Origin of the sequence: Bacillus sp. FSL W8-0629 (genome assembly GCF_038593225.1) — a bacterium.
Lineage (GTDB): Bacteria > Bacillota > Bacilli > Bacillales > Bacillaceae > Bacillus > Bacillus altitudinis.
In genome coordinates this window covers 3,045,165-3,061,500 of sequence record NZ_CP151975.1, presented here as the reverse complement: position 1 = coordinate 3,061,500, position 16,336 = coordinate 3,045,165, and the positions used below count along the sequence as shown (strand labels likewise).

At 41.7% G+C, this 16,336-nt stretch carries 13 protein-coding genes; all 13 read left to right on the top strand.

Features of this window, described 5'->3' with window-relative positions; genetic code table 11:
* Positions 1-245: 245 nt before the first annotated feature.
* The 13 genes from NSQ17_RS15965 (at position 246) to NSQ17_RS15905 (ending at position 16,310) form a co-directional block, all read left to right on the top strand.
* A complete protein-coding gene (locus tag NSQ17_RS15965; RefSeq protein ID WP_008347113.1) occupies positions 246-1,298 on the top strand; it encodes an iron ABC transporter permease in 1,053 nt (350 codons plus the stop codon).
* A complete protein-coding gene (locus tag NSQ17_RS15960; RefSeq protein WP_206115737.1) occupies positions 1,299-2,321 on the top strand; it encodes an iron ABC transporter permease in 1,023 nt (340 codons plus the stop codon). It abuts the gene before it with no gap.
* A 21-nt stretch (positions 2,322-2,342) separates the two neighbouring features.
* Positions 2,343-3,158 (top strand): ABC transporter ATP-binding protein, encoded by an 816-nt coding sequence (locus NSQ17_RS15955; protein ID WP_017368048.1) that lies wholly within the window; start codon positions 2,343-2,345, stop codon positions 3,156-3,158.
* A 179-nt stretch (positions 3,159-3,337) separates the two neighbouring features.
* The gene (locus NSQ17_RS15950) at positions 3,338-4,060 is read left to right on the top strand and encodes a response regulator transcription factor (protein WP_017359250.1); all 723 of its coding nucleotides are present in this window, start codon (positions 3,338-3,340) and stop codon (positions 4,058-4,060) included.
* 3 nt (positions 4,061-4,063) lie between these two features.
* On the top strand, positions 4,064-5,818 hold the full coding sequence (locus tag NSQ17_RS15945; RefSeq protein WP_024719802.1) for a HAMP domain-containing sensor histidine kinase: 1,755 nt from the start codon (positions 4,064-4,066) through the stop codon (positions 5,816-5,818).
* 136 nt (positions 5,819-5,954) lie between these two features.
* On the top strand, positions 5,955-7,391 hold the full coding sequence (gene uxaC, locus NSQ17_RS15940; RefSeq protein WP_342467595.1) for a glucuronate isomerase: 1,437 nt from the start codon (positions 5,955-5,957) through the stop codon (positions 7,389-7,391).
* 67 nt (positions 7,392-7,458) lie between these two features.
* Complete coding sequence (locus NSQ17_RS15935; RefSeq protein WP_017359253.1) at positions 7,459-8,469, top strand: LacI family DNA-binding transcriptional regulator; 1,011 nt, start codon at positions 7,459-7,461, stop codon at positions 8,467-8,469.
* A gap of 58 nt (positions 8,470-8,527) precedes the next feature.
* Positions 8,528-9,979 carry a tagaturonate reductase gene (locus tag NSQ17_RS15930; RefSeq protein WP_342467594.1) on the top strand — a complete coding sequence of 484 codons (1,452 nt, stop codon included), beginning with the start codon at positions 8,528-8,530 and terminating at the stop codon, positions 9,977-9,979.
* A complete protein-coding gene (locus tag NSQ17_RS15925) occupies positions 9,976-11,469 on the top strand; it encodes an altronate dehydratase family protein (protein WP_008347107.1) in 1,494 nt (497 codons plus the stop codon). The genes NSQ17_RS15930 and NSQ17_RS15925 overlap by 4 nt, the downstream gene beginning before the upstream one ends.
* Before the next feature lie 20 nt (positions 11,470-11,489).
* On the top strand, positions 11,490-12,881 hold the full coding sequence (locus NSQ17_RS15920) for a glycoside hydrolase family 28 protein (protein WP_342467593.1): 1,392 nt from the start codon (positions 11,490-11,492) through the stop codon (positions 12,879-12,881).
* A gap of 171 nt (positions 12,882-13,052) precedes the next feature.
* On the top strand, positions 13,053-14,003 hold the full coding sequence (locus NSQ17_RS15915) for an ABC transporter substrate-binding protein (protein ID WP_342467592.1): 951 nt from the start codon (positions 13,053-13,055) through the stop codon (positions 14,001-14,003).
* On the top strand, positions 13,969-15,027 hold the full coding sequence (locus tag NSQ17_RS15910) for an iron ABC transporter permease (protein ID WP_193803837.1): 1,059 nt from the start codon (positions 13,969-13,971) through the stop codon (positions 15,025-15,027). The genes NSQ17_RS15915 and NSQ17_RS15910 overlap by 35 nt, the downstream gene beginning before the upstream one ends.
* Positions 15,024-16,310 carry a heme ABC transporter ATP-binding protein gene (locus NSQ17_RS15905; RefSeq protein WP_342467591.1) on the top strand — a complete coding sequence of 429 codons (1,287 nt, stop codon included), beginning with the start codon at positions 15,024-15,026 and terminating at the stop codon, positions 16,308-16,310. The genes NSQ17_RS15910 and NSQ17_RS15905 overlap by 4 nt, the downstream gene beginning before the upstream one ends.
* Positions 16,311-16,336: the final 26 nt, after the last annotated feature.

Here is a 16,336-nt window from a genome sequence, read left to right as displayed (position 1 = left end):
ATTCAATTGTTTATGATAATGATTCTCATTCGCGATTATATCTTAACATGATAGAAGAAAAAATGCATCGGCTATTTTATGACCAAAATGAAAATGGTGAAATTCTCCCGGTTTTTTGATGAAAATAAAGAAATTTATCAGAACAAGGATTTCAAAACGTGAAGAAAGTGATATACTAGACTCCGAGATTGATAATCATTATCACTAATAACGAATAGATATGAACGGAAAGGAAGAGACTGGTTTTGGGCTCACAATCGAATAAACAGCTGTCAGCTAAAGATGATGCGATAGATATTGTGACAAAGCCTTTTGGTACAGCAGCTGTTGTCATCATAGGAATCATTGCTTTAGCATTTGGTCTTTTTTTATCAGTATCGCTAGGAGCGGCAAACATTCATTTACACACGGTATGGGAAGCCGTCTTTCATTTTGACTCACAACAAACCTCACATCAAATCATTAGGGAACTAAGGCTGCCGCGTACAGTTGGTGCCGCACTTGTCGGTGCCTTTTTAGCAGTATCGGGTGCCATCATGCAAGGCATGACAAGAAATGCGCTTGCGTCTCCTGAAATCATGGGTGTGACAAATGGCTCTGCATTTGCGATTGCCATTGCGTTTGCTTTTTTCCCAGGCCAATCTTCTTTTACATTAATTCTTTGGTCATTTTTGGGTGCAGCACTTGGTGCCTCTATTGTATTTGGGGTTGGAACCCTTTCAAAAGGGGGACTTACTCCTGTGAAGCTCGCATTAGCCGGTACGGCTGTTGGCGCACTTTTAAGCTCAATTTCCTCAGCGATTGCCATTCGATTTGACGTCGCGCAAGATATGAGTTTTTGGTACGCAGGCGGTGTGGCTGGTGTAAATTGGAGCAATATTAAGATCATCATTCCAGTTGCGGCTGTAGGACTGATCATCGCAATGATTCTTGCCCGCTCCATCACGGTTTTAAGCTTAGGTGATGAATTAGCAAAAGGGCTTGGACAATATACACGAACAGTCAAGGTACTTGGCATATTGGTCGTGATCCTTTTAACAGGTGCAGCCGTGTCAGTTGCAGGTTCTATTGGCTTTATCGGGCTTGTGATTCCTCATGTTACGCGTTTCTTGGTCGGCGTTGACTATCGCTGGATTATCCCTTGCTCAGCTATTTTAGGGGCTATTTTGCTCATTTATGCAGACATTGCGGCAAGGCTTGTCAATGCGCCGTTTGAAACGCCAGTGGGTGCCATTACAGCCATTATAGGCGTTCCTTTCTTCTTATATTTAGCGAGACGTGAAAGGAGCGGAATTTAAATGGAAATGGTGCAGCAGGCAAAGAAAAAGAAATACAAACGAACGATGGTCATGATCTTTTTAGCGATCGTGGCTGTGTTCCTAATAAGTTTAAATACCGGAGAGATACGGATTTCTCCGATGGATACATTCAAAACATTTTTTGGACTCGGAAGTGAAATGGATGAGCTTGTATTATTCGAGTTCAGACTTCCGAGGATGGTCATCGCTTTACTTGTTGGCGCTTCTATCGCTGTATCAGGAGCCATTTGGCAAGGTGTTTCTCAAAATGGTTTAGCTGATCCCGGCATTCTAGGTGTAAATGCGGGTGCAGGTTTTGCGGTTGTTTTGTTTATCTTTGCCTTTCAGGGTTCGATGTCGAACTTAGGTGATTTTACGATATTTGTACTGCCGCTTTTCGCTTTCGTAGGTGCCGCCTTTGCTGCATTCCTCATCTATGTGCTAGCGTGGAAAAAGGGCATTACGCCTGTTCGATTGATTTTAACTGGTATTGGGATCAATGCTGCATTTTCGGCAGCAATTGTGGTCATTCAATTAAAGATGAGCCCAAATGATTTTAACCAAGCCATTGTGTGGCTGTCAGGAAGTATTTGGGGCTCAAGCTGGACATATGTCTTATCAGTCGTGCCGTGGATGCTGATTTTTCTTGTATTAGCGATGGTGAGGGCACGCTACTTAAATATCATGAATTTGGGTGATCAGATATCTTATGGCTTAGGGATTTCAGTTCATAAAGAAAGAAGTTTTCTCATGCTGATTGCAGTTGCATTAGCCGGTGCGAGTGTCGCTGTTGCAGGGAGTATATCGTTTCTAGGGTTAGCGGCACCACACCTCGCAAGAAAGCTAGTTGGACCGAAACATCAAGGAATGATACCGGCGTCCGCTATGATTGGTGCACTGCTGTTATTACTTGCAGATACACTTGGGCGTGTCATACTTGCTCCATCAGAGGTGCCCGTTGGACTTGTCGTTTCTGCCTTAGGCGCACCTTACTTCATTTACTTATTGATGAAAACGAACTAATGAGGAAGGAGAGTACAACAGATGAAATCACTTGAAACAGAAAAGCTTTGTATTGGCTATCATGACCGTTTGATTGTAGACGATTTAAATATCAGCATCCCAAAAGGCAAGGTGACGACATTAATTGGGCCGAATGGGTGCGGGAAGTCAACGATTTTAAAAACAATGTCTCGTATTATGAAATCCCATCAAGGTGCTGTTTATTTAAATGGCCAGGCTATCCATCAAACACCAACAAAAGAAATTTCAAAACAAATGGCCATCTTACCGCAGACGCCTGAAGCACCAAGTGGTCTGACCGTTTATGAGCTTGTGTCATACGGACGTTTCCCGCATCAAAATGGATTTGGCCGTTTATCAAATGAGGACAAACGAATCATCAGATGGGCACTTGAGGAGACGGGAATGATTGCATTTCATGACCGGCCAATTGAAGCACTCTCCGGTGGACAGCGTCAGCGGGTATGGATTGCGATGGCACTCGCTCAGGAAACAGAGCTGCTTTTATTAGACGAACCAACGACGTATTTAGATCTTGCTCATCAGCTGGAGATCCTTCAGCTATTAGAACGCTTAAACAGAGAGCAGGGCAGAACGGTGCTGATGGTGATTCATGACCTGAATCATGCTGCACGCTTTTCACATTACATGATTGCCCTCAATCAAGGGAAAGTCATTAAAGATGGTACGCCTCATGAGGTCATGACAAAAGAGGTGCTCAGTCAGGTGTTCCACATCGATGCAGAAATTGTTCTTGATCCGAGAACGAATAAGCCGATCTGTTTAACATATGACTTAATGAATCATGAAAGAAAGCTTGAAGCTGTGAACGGATAATAGATGGACAAAAAACTCGGTATGTATGACCGGGTTTTTTTTGCATTTTTTGATATTACCTTGTTATGCCATTTTCTCCAGTTGATCTTTTTTCGCTTTTATGCAGAAAAGAGGTACTTTTTTACTTTGGACAATGGTAATATACGGTTAGAGATCATAGCTAGAAAGGAAAGAGATGCGTGGAAACAGCAAAAATATTGATTGCAGATGACGAAGAAGCAATTGTAAAAATGGTTGAACGCGTATTAAAAAAAGAAGGGTTTCAACATATTTATAAAGCCTATCATGCAGATGAAGCATTAGATATTGTCAAAAACGAGGACATCCACCTCTTACTTCTAGATGTGATGATGCCCGGTAAGTCTGGCTTTGATGTTCTACCTGACATCAGGAAAATGACGAAGGCACCGATTTTCTATTTAACAGCAAGAACGTCTGATGTAGACAAATTGACTGGATTTGCACAAGGTGCAGACGATTACATCACAAAGCCATTTAATCCGTTAGAGCTAGTAGCTAGAATTAAGGCGCACTTAAACCGAACTTATATCTCCTTACAGGAGGAGCAGGAAGAAGCGCACAGTCAATATGAATATGCTCATTTCTCGTACCATCCTCATGCAGCCGAGTTGAAAGTAAGGGGAAAGGTGACGGCTTGCTCAGCTCAGCTTTTGTCCTTGCTGAAGTATTTTTGTGACCATCCGAATGTGGTACTTTCAAAAGATCAAATCTATGAGAAAGTATGGGGTGTTCCGTCATATGGTGACAACAACACCGTCATGGTTCATATCCGAAAGCTGAGAGAAAAAATAGAGTTAGATCCAAGCCAGCCTGAATATATTGTGACGATCCGTGGTATGGGCTATAAGTTCATTCCGCAACCTGTGAAGGTTCTTCAATAGTTTATGAATTTACGAACAAAACTTTTCTTTCACTTTGTCGGACAAATGTTTATTGTCATCGTCATTCTAACGATCGGGCAAACATTCTCTGAAAATCTTTATTTTCAAAAGCGCTATGAGAATATGACTGAAACTGGTTTAACGAAGGCAGATGGAGATACACTCATGAGCTGGCTTTATTTTAACGAGGATGGAAAAATGGAAGCCGATGATCAGCTCAAACAAGCAGTGGAAAAACGTGATGGCTGGCTACAAGTGATTGATTCCAAAAAACGCAACGTCTATAGCTATCAACTCCCTAAAAACATTCCAACATCCTATCAAAAGGATGAAATGATCAAGATCTTTGAAAAAAGACAATTTAAAGATTACAAGATGTACTTCTGGCCAATTGAGATTGATCAAGAAAGCTTTATCGTCTTATATGGATTTAAAACGAACAGCACAAAGGTAGCCAATTATCTCAAGCAGCATGAAAAAAACTTGGCTGCATTGTCTCAATATTCAGTTGAAACAAAAGAATTTTTGAAAAGAATGAATGGATCGGTGCATCTGTTTAATGAAGAAGGAAAATACTTAAAAGGTATCCGAGCCAAAAATAATTTGAAAAATAACGTAACGGATGTTGAACTGCTCAAGTATCAATCAAAGCCTTGGGAGTTTAGAAGTGACCTGTCTTATATCAGAGTGAATAAAGATCTGTATATGATTGTTTCGGTGCCAAACAAAGTATACAGCCCAGACGAGCTTTATGATAAAGAGACAGAGGCTTTAAACCAATATACAACGCTTTTGATTGCAGGTCTTGCGCTCACGATTATTATCGTTATGACATTATGGTACTCGTATCGCTATGGGCTACCGATCTATCACATTATCCGCTGGCTGATTTTCTTATCAAGAAATAAATTGCAGGAGCCAACAAATAGAAAAGGTATTCCAGTAAGTAAAAATAAAAAGGGTCGTATTAAGCGGGAGTACCGGCTGTTTGAGGATATCCTCAAAACAATGGATCAGCTCACCAATACGTTAAAAGAGAATGAAGCAAACCGAAGAAAAATTCAAACCACAAGGGAAGAATGGATCGCAGGGCTGTCTCATGATCTAAAAACGCCTCTTAGCACGATTTACGGCTATGGATTAATGCTAGAATCAGATCAATACCAATGGTCCAAAGAAGAAGTCATGGAAATGGGACAAGTCATTCGTGAGAAATCAGAATACATGTCGACCTTGATTGAGGATTTAAACCTCACGTATCGATTGAAAAATGGTGCATTGCCTATTAATCGAAAACCTGTTGAGCTTGGGGAATTTTTAGCCTCCATTATGGACGAGTTTTCAAGAAGCACGCTTTCTGAAGATTATATGTCATCCTTTGAAGATCAAACAGAGGGTGTCATGTTTGAGATCGATAAAGCCTGGTTTAGACGAGTCATTGAGAACCTGCTGGCAAACGCAGTGAAGCATAACCAGAAAGGTACTCTTATTCAAGCTGTTCTATCTGAAACAAATGATGAAGTTCGGATCGAAATGAAAGATAACGGACGCGGAATGGCGCAAGAAACGGTGGATCATTTATTTAATCGTTACTATAGAGGGACAAATACGAATGATCCAACAAATGGAACAGGATTAGGACTGGCGATTGCAAAAGAGCTTGTCTTGCTACACGATGGCGATATTCAAGTAGAAAGTGAATTAGGTCAAGGAACAACTATTGCGATTATCCTAAAGAAAACACCATCTGTAAAATAGCCAAAAAACGATTTTCTTTTCTAAAGGAGATCGTTTTTTCTTGTTTTAGGATTGAAATCGATTTTGTAAACGATTACAATAAAATTGTTAACGTGAACAAAATCATTTTTATCATTATAAGAGATGGGGGAGTTTGATGAAAGCCTTTTTAGATGAGCAGTTTTTATTAAACAGTCAAACGGCGGAAAAGCTATACCATGAGTTTGCAAAGAACCTTCCGATTATTGATTACCATTGTCATTTAAGTCCAAAAGAAATCTATGAAAATAAAACGTTCCAAAATATAACCGAAGCATGGCTTTACGGAGATCATTACAAATGGCGCGCCATGAGAGCAAATGGGATACCTGAAACACATATCACAGGAGATGCCTCAGATTATGAGAAATTTTTAGCATGGGCGAAAACCGTTCCGATGACGATTGGAAATCCTCTCTATCACTGGACCCATCTAGAGCTAAGACGATATTTTGATGTCGAAGAACTGTTGAATGAAGAAAGCGCAGACATCATCTGGAAAAAAGTAAATGAAAAGTTGCAAGGAGACGGATTTGGTGCGAGAGATTTCATTGTGAAATCAAATGTTGAAACGGTTGTGACGACAGACGATCCGGTTGATTCGCTGATTTATCACCAACAACTGCGGGAAGAAGGCTTTTCTGTGCAAGTACTGCCAGGGTTTCGGCCAGATAAGGCATTAGATATCACAAATGACTTGTTTATCGAGTATGTTCAGCAGCTGGCGGAGGTTTCATCTATCAAGATCGAATCCTATCAAGACTTCATAAAAGCACTTCATATGCGAATCGATTTCTTTCATGAACAGGGCTGTTTGATTTCAGATCATGCCATCAACGAAATGACGTACGAAGACACGACGGAAGAAGAAGCTACGATCATTTTTCATAAAAGAATGTCTGGACATCCATTGACGGAAAAGGAGAAGGTTCAATTTAAAACGCACACATTCATTGAACTCGGTCAGGCATATGCTCAGCGGGGATGGGCGATGCAGCTTCATATCAATGCGCTCAGAAACAACAACTCGAAAATGTTTAAGCGACTTGGACCAGATACCGGATATGATGCAATGAATGATGAAGACATTGCAAAACCTCTTTGCCGCGTATTAGATCGGTTAGAACAAGCACATGCATTGCCAAAAACCATCCTCTATTCCTTGAATCCAAGGGACAATGTGGTGATTTCAACGATAGCTGGAAGTTTTCAAGATGGAAAGACCCCTGGGAAAATGCAGCATGGAACAGCTTGGTGGTTTAATGATACAAAGCAAGGAATGACAGAGCAGATGATGGCACTTTCCAGTATCGGACTGATCAGCCGATTTATTGGGATGCTGACAGATTCACGAAGCTTCCTGTCTTACACAAGACATGAATATTTCCGTAGACTGTTATGTGACATCATTGGAGATTGGGTGGAAAAAGGTGAAGCGCCTAATGATTTCAATTTGCTAGGGGGAATGGTAAAAGGAATCAGCTATGAAAATGCAAAGCAGTATTTTCAATTTGAACGGGCAAATGAGCTTCCGCATAAAAGCAAGATGATATGAATAAAAAGCAAGATTATGAAAGCGTTTTTATGATAAGATGATAAAAAATCATAAAAGGCGGAATAGCATGACAGTCACAATCAAAGATATAGCAAAATTGGCAAACGTTTCTCATACCACAGTATCAAGGGCTTTGAATAATAGTCCTTTTATTAAAGAGAAAACAAAACAAAACATCTTGTCGATTGCAAAACAGCTGAATTACTCACCGAATGTCCATGCCAGAGGCCTTGTCTCGCAAAAATCATTTACAATTGGTCTGTTTTTTACGAGTTTAACAGAAGGCACATCCTCAAGTTTTTTTGTTGATGCGTTAAAAGGCGTCAACAGTGTGATAACAGAAAACTATCATTTGGTTGTAAGAGGAATTGACGATTTTCACGATTACACAACCATTCATAAACAGCGGTATGATGGTATTTTGCTCATGAGCCAAAGCGAGCATGATGAAGCGTTTATCCATCATGTGAAAAAGCAGGGCATTCCCATTATTGTACTGAATCGCCGTGTAGAAAGTAATCAAGTGATGAATATATTAGCAGATGATGGTGAAGGGGCATACCAAGCTGCACACTATTTCATTCAGCAAGGGCATAAACAAATTGCCATTATTGAAGGGAAAGAAGGGTTTAAATCCACACAGGAAAGAAAAGCTGGTTTTCTGCAAGCACTCATTGACCATCATGTACCCATGAAGAAAGAATACATGATCACAGGCGACTATCATATGAAGAGCGGCTATGAATCAATGGAAGCCTTACTCACTCTTGATGATCCACCAACTGCCCTTTTTTGCTCAAACGATGACATGGCGATTGGTGCGATGAATGCATTGTTTGCAAAAGGTAAAAGGTGTCCTGATGATCTCTCTATTATCGGTTTTGATGATATTTCATTTTCATCTTATACAACGCCTGCCCTCACAACAGTCAAAAAGCCAATTGAAAAAATGTGTGCGCTTGGAGCAGAAGCCATCCTTTCAGTCATCAACGGTGAAAAGCAAGAAGACGATCATCTGGAAAAAGTGTATGTCCACACAGAGCTGATGATTAGAGATTCAGTAAAAAAGGTGCAGTAATCAGCATCTTTTAAATAAAAATGTTCACGTGTGCAAAAAATGCGGGGAGGAAAAGCGTTTGAGACGATTATCCAAAGATGTGTACCCAGTGGCTGAATATCCTGAAACCATTCTACAAATTGGCGAAGGGAACTTTATGCGGGGATTTATGAATTGGCAGATTCAGAAGCTAAACGACTGTACAGATTTTAAAGGAAGAGCAGTGGTTGTTCCTCCTCGAAAAGGATCAGTGACCGCTCTAAATGAACAAGATGGTTTGTACACTTTATGTATTCAAGGATTTCATGACCAAAAAGAAATGAACGAACGGATCGTCATTCAATCCATCAGCAGGGGAATCAGCACATATACAGATTATGAAGCCTTTTTACATGTAGCGGAAAGTCCTGATGTGCGCTTTGTCTTTTCTAATACAACAGAGGCAGGACTTGTGTTAAGAAAAGAGGACCGATTAGAAGATCGGCCGCAAGCAAGTTTTCCAGGAAAGCTGACAGCCTTCTTGTATCACCGCTTTAAAGCTTTTTCTGGGGATGAGAAAAAGGGCTTGATCATTTTACCTTGTGAATTGATTGAACAAAACGGTGATCGATTAAGAGAATATGTGATCACTATGGCAGCTGAGTGGAATCTTCCGCCTGATTTTGTGGCTTGGGTCAAGGAAGCCAACACGTTCTGTAATACGTTAGTTGATCGGATTGTCCCAGGATTTTCTCGGAAAGCAGCGGAGACTGTTCAAAGAGAAGAGGGGTATATCGATGAATTGCTTGTCACGGCAGAATATTATCACCTGTTTGTCATTGAAGCACCTTCGTTTGTTCAAAAAGAGCTTCCTTTTCAAGAAGCAGGGTTAAACGTACTTTTTGTGGAAGATATCGCTCCCTATCGTATGAGCAAGGTTCGCATTTTAAACGGTGCACATACAGCGATGGTGCCGATTGCATATTCGTGTGGCTTGGACACTGTCAAAAAAGCGGTGGATGATGAGCATGTTGGTGTGTTCATTCGCCGCATGCTTGAGGAGGAAGTGTTGCCAAGTTTGCCACTTCCTGAAGAAGAGCTGCTTCTTTATACACAATCCGTTTGGGATCGATTCTGCAACCCTTTTGTCAAACATCAATTACTCGATATTGCCTTAAATGGTGTATCTAAATTTCGGGCACGTATTCTCCCGTCTCTTCTAGATTATATAGAGCTAAAAAAACAGTTGCCTACGAAGCTTATGTTCTCACTGAGCAGTTTGATTTATTTTTATCAAGTCCATGCAGATCAAATAAAGGATGATGAGTCTGTGATGACATTCATGAAGGAAGCATGGGAGGAAGTGGACCATTCCTATGAATTAATGGTCGATCAACTTCTTTCAAACGAAGTTTTATGGGGGATGGATTTGACGAGGATCGCAGGGCTGAAGGATGCAGTAGCCGAGCAGCTCACCTGCATACATGAAAATGGCATGAGAGCTGCTGTTCACCAAATACTTCAATATGAAAGTCAGGGGGAGAAGGCATGAGAGACTTTGTTGTGATTCATCCTTCAGATAATGTTGGCATCGCTTTAAAAGTGCTTGAGCAAGGCGAAGAGCTTCAGCACCAAGGTCATACAATCATTTTAAAAGAAACCGTTGCTAAAGGTCATAAATTTGCATTGGCTGAGATCAAAGAAAAAGAGAATATCATCAAATATGGCTACCCCATCGGTCATGCATCCACTGCGATTTCGACTGGAGAATGGGTGCATACGCACAATATCAAAACGAATCTATCAGGTAAGCTCGATTACGAATACCGCCCTTCTTTAACAGAAAACCCCTATGAAAAAACGAATCTGACATTCAAAGGGTATAAAAGAAAAAATGGCGCAAGTGGTATACGAAATGAGCTTTGGATTGTCCCAACAGTTGGGTGTGTCAATGGCATTGCCGATCAAATCATTCAAATATTTACCGCTGAAATGGGGGGAAGCATTCATCCTTTTGAAACGGCGTTAGTATTAAAACACAATTATGGATGCTCACAACTTGGGGATGATCATGAAAACACAAAAACAATACTTCAAAATGCCGTAAAACACCCAAATGCTGGAGGGGTTCTCGTTCTAGGGCTTGGCTGTGAAAACAATGATATTGAGGATTTTAAAGCTACATTAGGGGAGTATGACCAGACGAGGGTGAAATTTTTAAGAAGCCAAGAAGTAGGGGATGAGATTGAGACGGGTGTCGCTTTGCTCAAGGAAATTTATGACGCAGCGAAAGAAGATCAGCGTGAAGACATTCCGTTATCTGAGCTGAAAATTGGCTTGAAATGCGGAGGATCAGATGGGTTTTCAGGCATTACCGCAAATCCACTTTTAGGTAGACTGTCCGATTTCATTGTGGCTCAAGGAGGGACCACCGTCTTAACAGAAGTACCGGAAATGTTCGGGGCTGAAACGATCTTAATGGAGAGAGCGGAATCAAAAGCGACATTCGACAATATTGTGCAGATGATCAATGATTTTAAACAATACTTTATGGATCATCGACAGCCAGTATATGAAAATCCTTCCCCGGGAAATAAAGCAGGAGGAATTTCGACATTAGAAGATAAATCTCTCGGCTGCACACAAAAAGCGGGTACTTCCGTTATAAAGGATGTTTTAACATACGGGGAGCTGCTAAAACGAAAAGGATTGAATTTATTAAGTGCGCCCGGGAATGATTTGGTTGCTTCATCTGCTCTCGCAGCGTCTGGCTGTCAGCTCGTCCTCTTTACAACAGGCAGAGGCACACCGTTTGGCACATTTGTTCCAACGATGAAGGTATCGACCAATACCGCTTTATATGAAACAAAAAAACATTGGATCGACTTTAATGCGGGGGAATTGCTTGAAGATGTACCAGAAGATGTGGTGCTAGAGAAATTCATTGCCACGGTGATTGATGTGGCGAGTGGAAAGCTGTTAAATCATGAAAAAAACAATTTTAGAGAGCTGGCCATTTTTAAAACAGGTGTTACACTTTAAGACGTCTGGGGGATGAGGAAATGTCTAAAAAACGGAATTTGATGTATGTGACAGCAGGAACAGTACTAACAGGAATTGGACTCGCACGTTTAGCAAAGCAAGGGAAAAAAGACAAAGAAACAAATGGCATAGATCAGGTGTTAAAGCAGATAAAAGCACCAAAGTTCCCAGATCGTGAATTCAATGTCATTCATTATGGTGCAGATAACAAAGGGATAGAGCTTTCGACAAATGCTATTCAGTCTGCCATCGATGATGCACATCGTTTGAAAGGAGGGCGTGTGCTGATTCCTGAAGGGACATTTTTGACAGGCGCTCTAGAATTGAAAAGCAATGTAGAGCTTCATCTTCATGAAAACGCCTATGTGACCTTCAGCCAAGATACACGTGATTATCTCCCGCTTGTTCTAACAAGATATGAAGGAATTGAGCTTTATAATTATTCACCACTTATTTATGCCCATCATGCAGAAAACATCGCGATTACAGGAGCAGGCACGCTGGACGGGAGGGGGGATGAACACCACTGGTGGCCTTGGAAGTATGGAACAAATGGTCAACCCTCTCAAGATCGGGATCGTCAGCTTCTTTTTGAAATGGCTGAAAAAAGAATACCAGTGGAAGAAAGAGTGTTTGGCGAAGGCCATTATTTAAGATCAAGCTTTATCCAGCCATACAATTGCCAAAACATTCTCATTGAAGGAGTAACAGTAAAGGATTCACCGATGTGGCAAGTCCATCCGGTGTTAAGTGAAAACGTCATCGTCCGTGGGGTGAATATCATCGGTCATGGCCCAAATACAGATGGTGTGAATCCAGAGTCGTGCCGAAATGTGCTCATTGAGGATTGTTATTTTGATAATGGCGATGATTGTATTGCCATTAAATCGGGCAGAAATGAGGACGGCCGGAGAATCGGTGTTCCATCTGAAAACATCGTCATTCGTAGAAATACGATGCGTGATGGTCATGGCGGAGTAACGATCGGGAGTGAAATCTCTGGAGGCGTCAAGTATGTATATGCAGAGGATAATGTCATGGACAGTCCGAACCTCGACAGGGCATTGCGCATTAAGACCAACTCTGTCAGGGGCGGTACCATTGAACACATCTATTTTAAAAACAATCTAGTGAAAAGCTTAAAGCATGAGGTGGTCTGTATCGACATGATGTATGAGGAAGGGGATGCCGGTCCGCATAGGCCTGTAGTCCGTCATATTGAAGTAGAAGGGTTAAAAAGCAGCGGGGGACGATATGGCGTGAAGATCGCCGCATACTCACATTCCCCGGTCACACACTTTAAAATGAAAGACTGTGTCATTGACGATGTCACGTACCCTCTTTCATTGGAACATGCAGTATCTCCTTCATTTCAGAAAGTTGTCATTAATGGTGAACATATCAACCAATAGCGGAAGTGAAAACAGCCACGTCAAAGGCTGTTTTTCTTTTATAAGGACAGACAAGACGTATTCGGAATCACATATACAACCTATCTGCACTGTAGTATAATATTCCCGAAATTAGAAAAGAATTGACGAAAGAGATGACGTCAAGCAGTACATAAAGCAGGGGGTTTATTGATGAAGAAGTTAACTGGTATTTGGCTATCATTGTTACTTGTGATCGGTGTTTTAGCAGGGTGTGCAGATGCGGAAACGGACCAAAAAACAAACAGTTCAAAGCCTAAAGAGACAGAGGCTGCGGCATTTCCTGTATCCATCAAAGATGCAGCTGGTAAAACCGTTGAAATCAAAGAACAGCCTAAACGAATTGTTTCGTTAATTCCAAGTAATACAGAGGTTGCCTATGCCCTTGGCCTTGGAAATAAAATCGTTGGTAGATCAGACTTTGACAACTATCCAAAGGAAGTAGAAAAGGTGGAGAAGATTGGCGGTCTTGATTTCAATGTAGAGAAGGTTATTTCCTTAAAGCCTGATCTTGTCTTAGCACATGCATCACAAATGAGTTCAAAAGACGGATTTAAACAGCTTGAAGATGCAGGTATTCAAGTGCTGACTGTTAATGATGCAGCTTCCTTCAAAGATGTGTATAAGTCTATTAATATGATTGGTGAAGCAGCTGGCGTAAAAGAGGCATCAACGAATCTTGTAGATGAGATGAAATCAAAACTGAATGACATCAAAAAGCAAGCAGAATCCATCTCCAAAGACAAACAAAAAACAGTTTTTGTCGAAGTATCGGGTGCGCCTGAAATTTATACAACAGGTAAACAAACGTTTATGGACGAAATGTTGTCTGTCATTCATGCAAAAAATGCTGCTGGCGACCAAACAGGCTGGGTGCAAATGACGGAAGAATCAATTATTAAACGAAATCCTGATGCTATCGTTACGATTGATGGCGCAAGTTTAGCTGATCTGAAAAAAAGAGACGGCTGGAAGGCGATCAAAGCAGTCAAAGAAAAACAAGTCTTTCAATTGAATACGGATCTGGCATCACGACCGGGACCGCGATTGGTTGAAGGAGTGGAGGCTCTTGCGAAAAGCATCTATCCTGACACGTTCAAATAAAATCATCATCGCATACACAGCAAGTGCTTTACTTCTTGTCGTGAGCATTGGAATGGGAATCTCATTTGGCAGTTTAGGGATTCCCATTCCTTCTATACTTCGGATCTTTGTTCATGAAGTATTTGGAATCGAGGCAGGAACCATTGATACAATTGACCGCAATATTATGATGAATATCCGGCTGCCGAGAGTGATATTAGCGGCGTTAGTCGGAGCAGCTCTGGCGTTATCTGGTGCAGCCTTTCAAGGTTTATTAAAAAATCCTCTCGCTGACCCTTATACACTTGGGGTATCTCAAGGGGCATCTGTGGGGGCTGTAGCCACACTGTTTTTCAGTTTGCAGTTTCCTTTGCTTGGCAGTTTTACACTGCCTTTTTTGAGTATGACAACAGCGCTTGTCACACTATGTCTCGTCCTCTTTTTTGCCCGTATGGTTCACCGAGGAATGAGCATTTCTTCTTTAATTTTGACGGGGGTCATCTTTAGCTCTTTTTTAGGAGCCCTCATTTCATTAATGATTGCGTTAACAGGTGATGATTTAAAAGAGATTATTCATTGGCTTCTAGGCAGTGTGTCTATGAGAGGCTGGCGATATATTGCTCTTTTCCTTCCTTTTTTCCTCATTGGTACATTTGCACTGATCTTGATGGGAAGAGATTTAAATGTGATGACATATGGCGAAGAAAAGGCAAAACTGTTAGGGGTGCATGTGAAACGGAGCAAATATGTGGTGCTGCTTGCTGGTTCGATTCTGACTGGAAGTGCGGTGGCTGTGTCAGGAACGATCGGATTTGTAGGACTGGTGATTCCGCATTTTATCCGTCTTTTATCCATTACGGATCATCGTCATTTGCTGCCTTTGTCGATGCTGAATGGTGCTTCCTTTCTCGTTTTAGCAGATGTGCTCTCCCGTACGATCATTGAACCGACTGAATTGCCTATTGGCATCATTACGGCGTTAATTGGTGCTCCTGTCTTTGGCATCATCCTCATCCGCAGATATAGAGGAGGGACGCATCTATGATTCAAGTGAAGGAAGTTAGAGGAGGATATGGTGAAAAAGAGGTCATTCACGGCGTGAGTTTTGAAGTGGAGCGAGGGGAGTTCCTCGGCATCCTTGGTCCGAATGGGAGCGGTAAGACGACGCTACTTAAAATGATCGCAGGTATTTTAGCACCTGAGAGCGGCCAAGTAACACTAAGTGGTCATCCAGTTCAATCCTACCGGCCAAAGGCACTTGCGCAAAAATTGGCGGTTCTCCCCCAGAAGACCGATCAAGCCTTTTCATTTACAGTGGAAGAAACGGTCCAGTTTGGGCGTCATCCTTATCAGAAAGGGTGGCTACAATCTGTTACAAAAGAAGATATCGAGATTGTCAGCAAGGTGATGGACCAAACAGATATTGCTCAATTTAAGGATCAATCCATCCACGAGTTAAGCGGTGGAGAACAGCAGCGGGTTTACTTAGCCCAAGCGCTGGCTCAGTGCCCTGACTATTTATTGCTGGATGAACCAACCAGTTTTCTTGATTTAGCCTATCAAAAAGAGTTACTCGATTTGATTAAACAAGAGACGGTTTCCTCTAACTTAACGGTGATCGGTGTGTTTCATGATGTGAACATTGCCAGTTTGTATTGTGACCGTCTGCTTTTGCTGAATGAAGGAAAGTTGGACATGCTGGGAGAACCGCATCATGTGTTGACCACCGAACGGGTGAACCGGGTGTATGAAACAGATGTAACACCTCTCCAACATCCACTGCGGGCAAACCCTCAGCTGGTAATTGAACCTGCGTCCATCTCTGAACATTCAAGGCTGAACTTAGCGGATGGGTGGAAAACATATGGCGCAAACGGAATGACATTTTCTACTCATCAGCCATTGCGCATCCTTTCATCACATGAGAAAAGCGGGGGTTTCTTTTGGACGCGGTCCCTTGGAACGGGAACTGAAGCACTCCATGACATGCTGGATGATGAGGAAGGGTACTTATTTCTTGGTCAATCTGATGGGCCAAAGCAATACGCCGCTGAAGATGATGATGAAGATGTCCTTCTTTACGGGATGCATCAAGAAGGAGAGCTGTCCGTTTGGCTTGTGCTGAAAGGAACGATATCAGATGGTGCGTCTGTCCAGCTAATGGGCGAGCTGATGCACTTCATTAAACAAGAGACAAGTATCCAGGTACATCATCTTTGTATCGCTGCTGCCAATGCAGAAGAAAAGGAGCATACTGCTCATTTACATGAAAGAGTCAGACTGAAAGTGAAGCATCTTCTTCATACATTGAATGCCATGAAAAAGTGAACCGGTTGGTTCACTTTTTTTGTTGA

Excerpts from the sequence above, each read along its gene's own strand:
- NSQ17_RS15960 (WP_206115737.1), top strand. The coding sequence starts at position 1,299 with ATGGAAATGGTGCAGCAGGCAAAGAAAAAGAAATACAAACGAACGATG.
- NSQ17_RS15955 (WP_017368048.1), top strand. The coding sequence starts at position 2,343 with ATGAAATCACTTGAAACAGAAAAGCTTTGTATTGGCTATCATGACCGT.
- NSQ17_RS15945 (WP_024719802.1), top strand. The coding sequence starts at position 4,064 with ATGAATTTACGAACAAAACTTTTCTTTCACTTTGTCGGACAAATGTTT.
- uxaC (WP_342467595.1), top strand. The coding sequence starts at position 5,955 with ATGAAAGCCTTTTTAGATGAGCAGTTTTTATTAAACAGTCAAACGGCG.
- NSQ17_RS15935 (WP_017359253.1), top strand. The coding sequence starts at position 7,459 with ATGACAGTCACAATCAAAGATATAGCAAAATTGGCAAACGTTTCTCAT.
- NSQ17_RS15925 (WP_008347107.1), top strand. The coding sequence starts at position 9,976 with ATGAGAGACTTTGTTGTGATTCATCCTTCAGATAATGTTGGCATCGCT.
- NSQ17_RS15920 (WP_342467593.1), top strand. The coding sequence starts at position 11,490 with ATGTCTAAAAAACGGAATTTGATGTATGTGACAGCAGGAACAGTACTA.
- NSQ17_RS15915 (WP_342467592.1), top strand. The coding sequence starts at position 13,053 with ATGAAGAAGTTAACTGGTATTTGGCTATCATTGTTACTTGTGATCGGT.
- NSQ17_RS15905 (WP_342467591.1), top strand. The coding sequence starts at position 15,024 with ATGATTCAAGTGAAGGAAGTTAGAGGAGGATATGGTGAAAAAGAGGTC.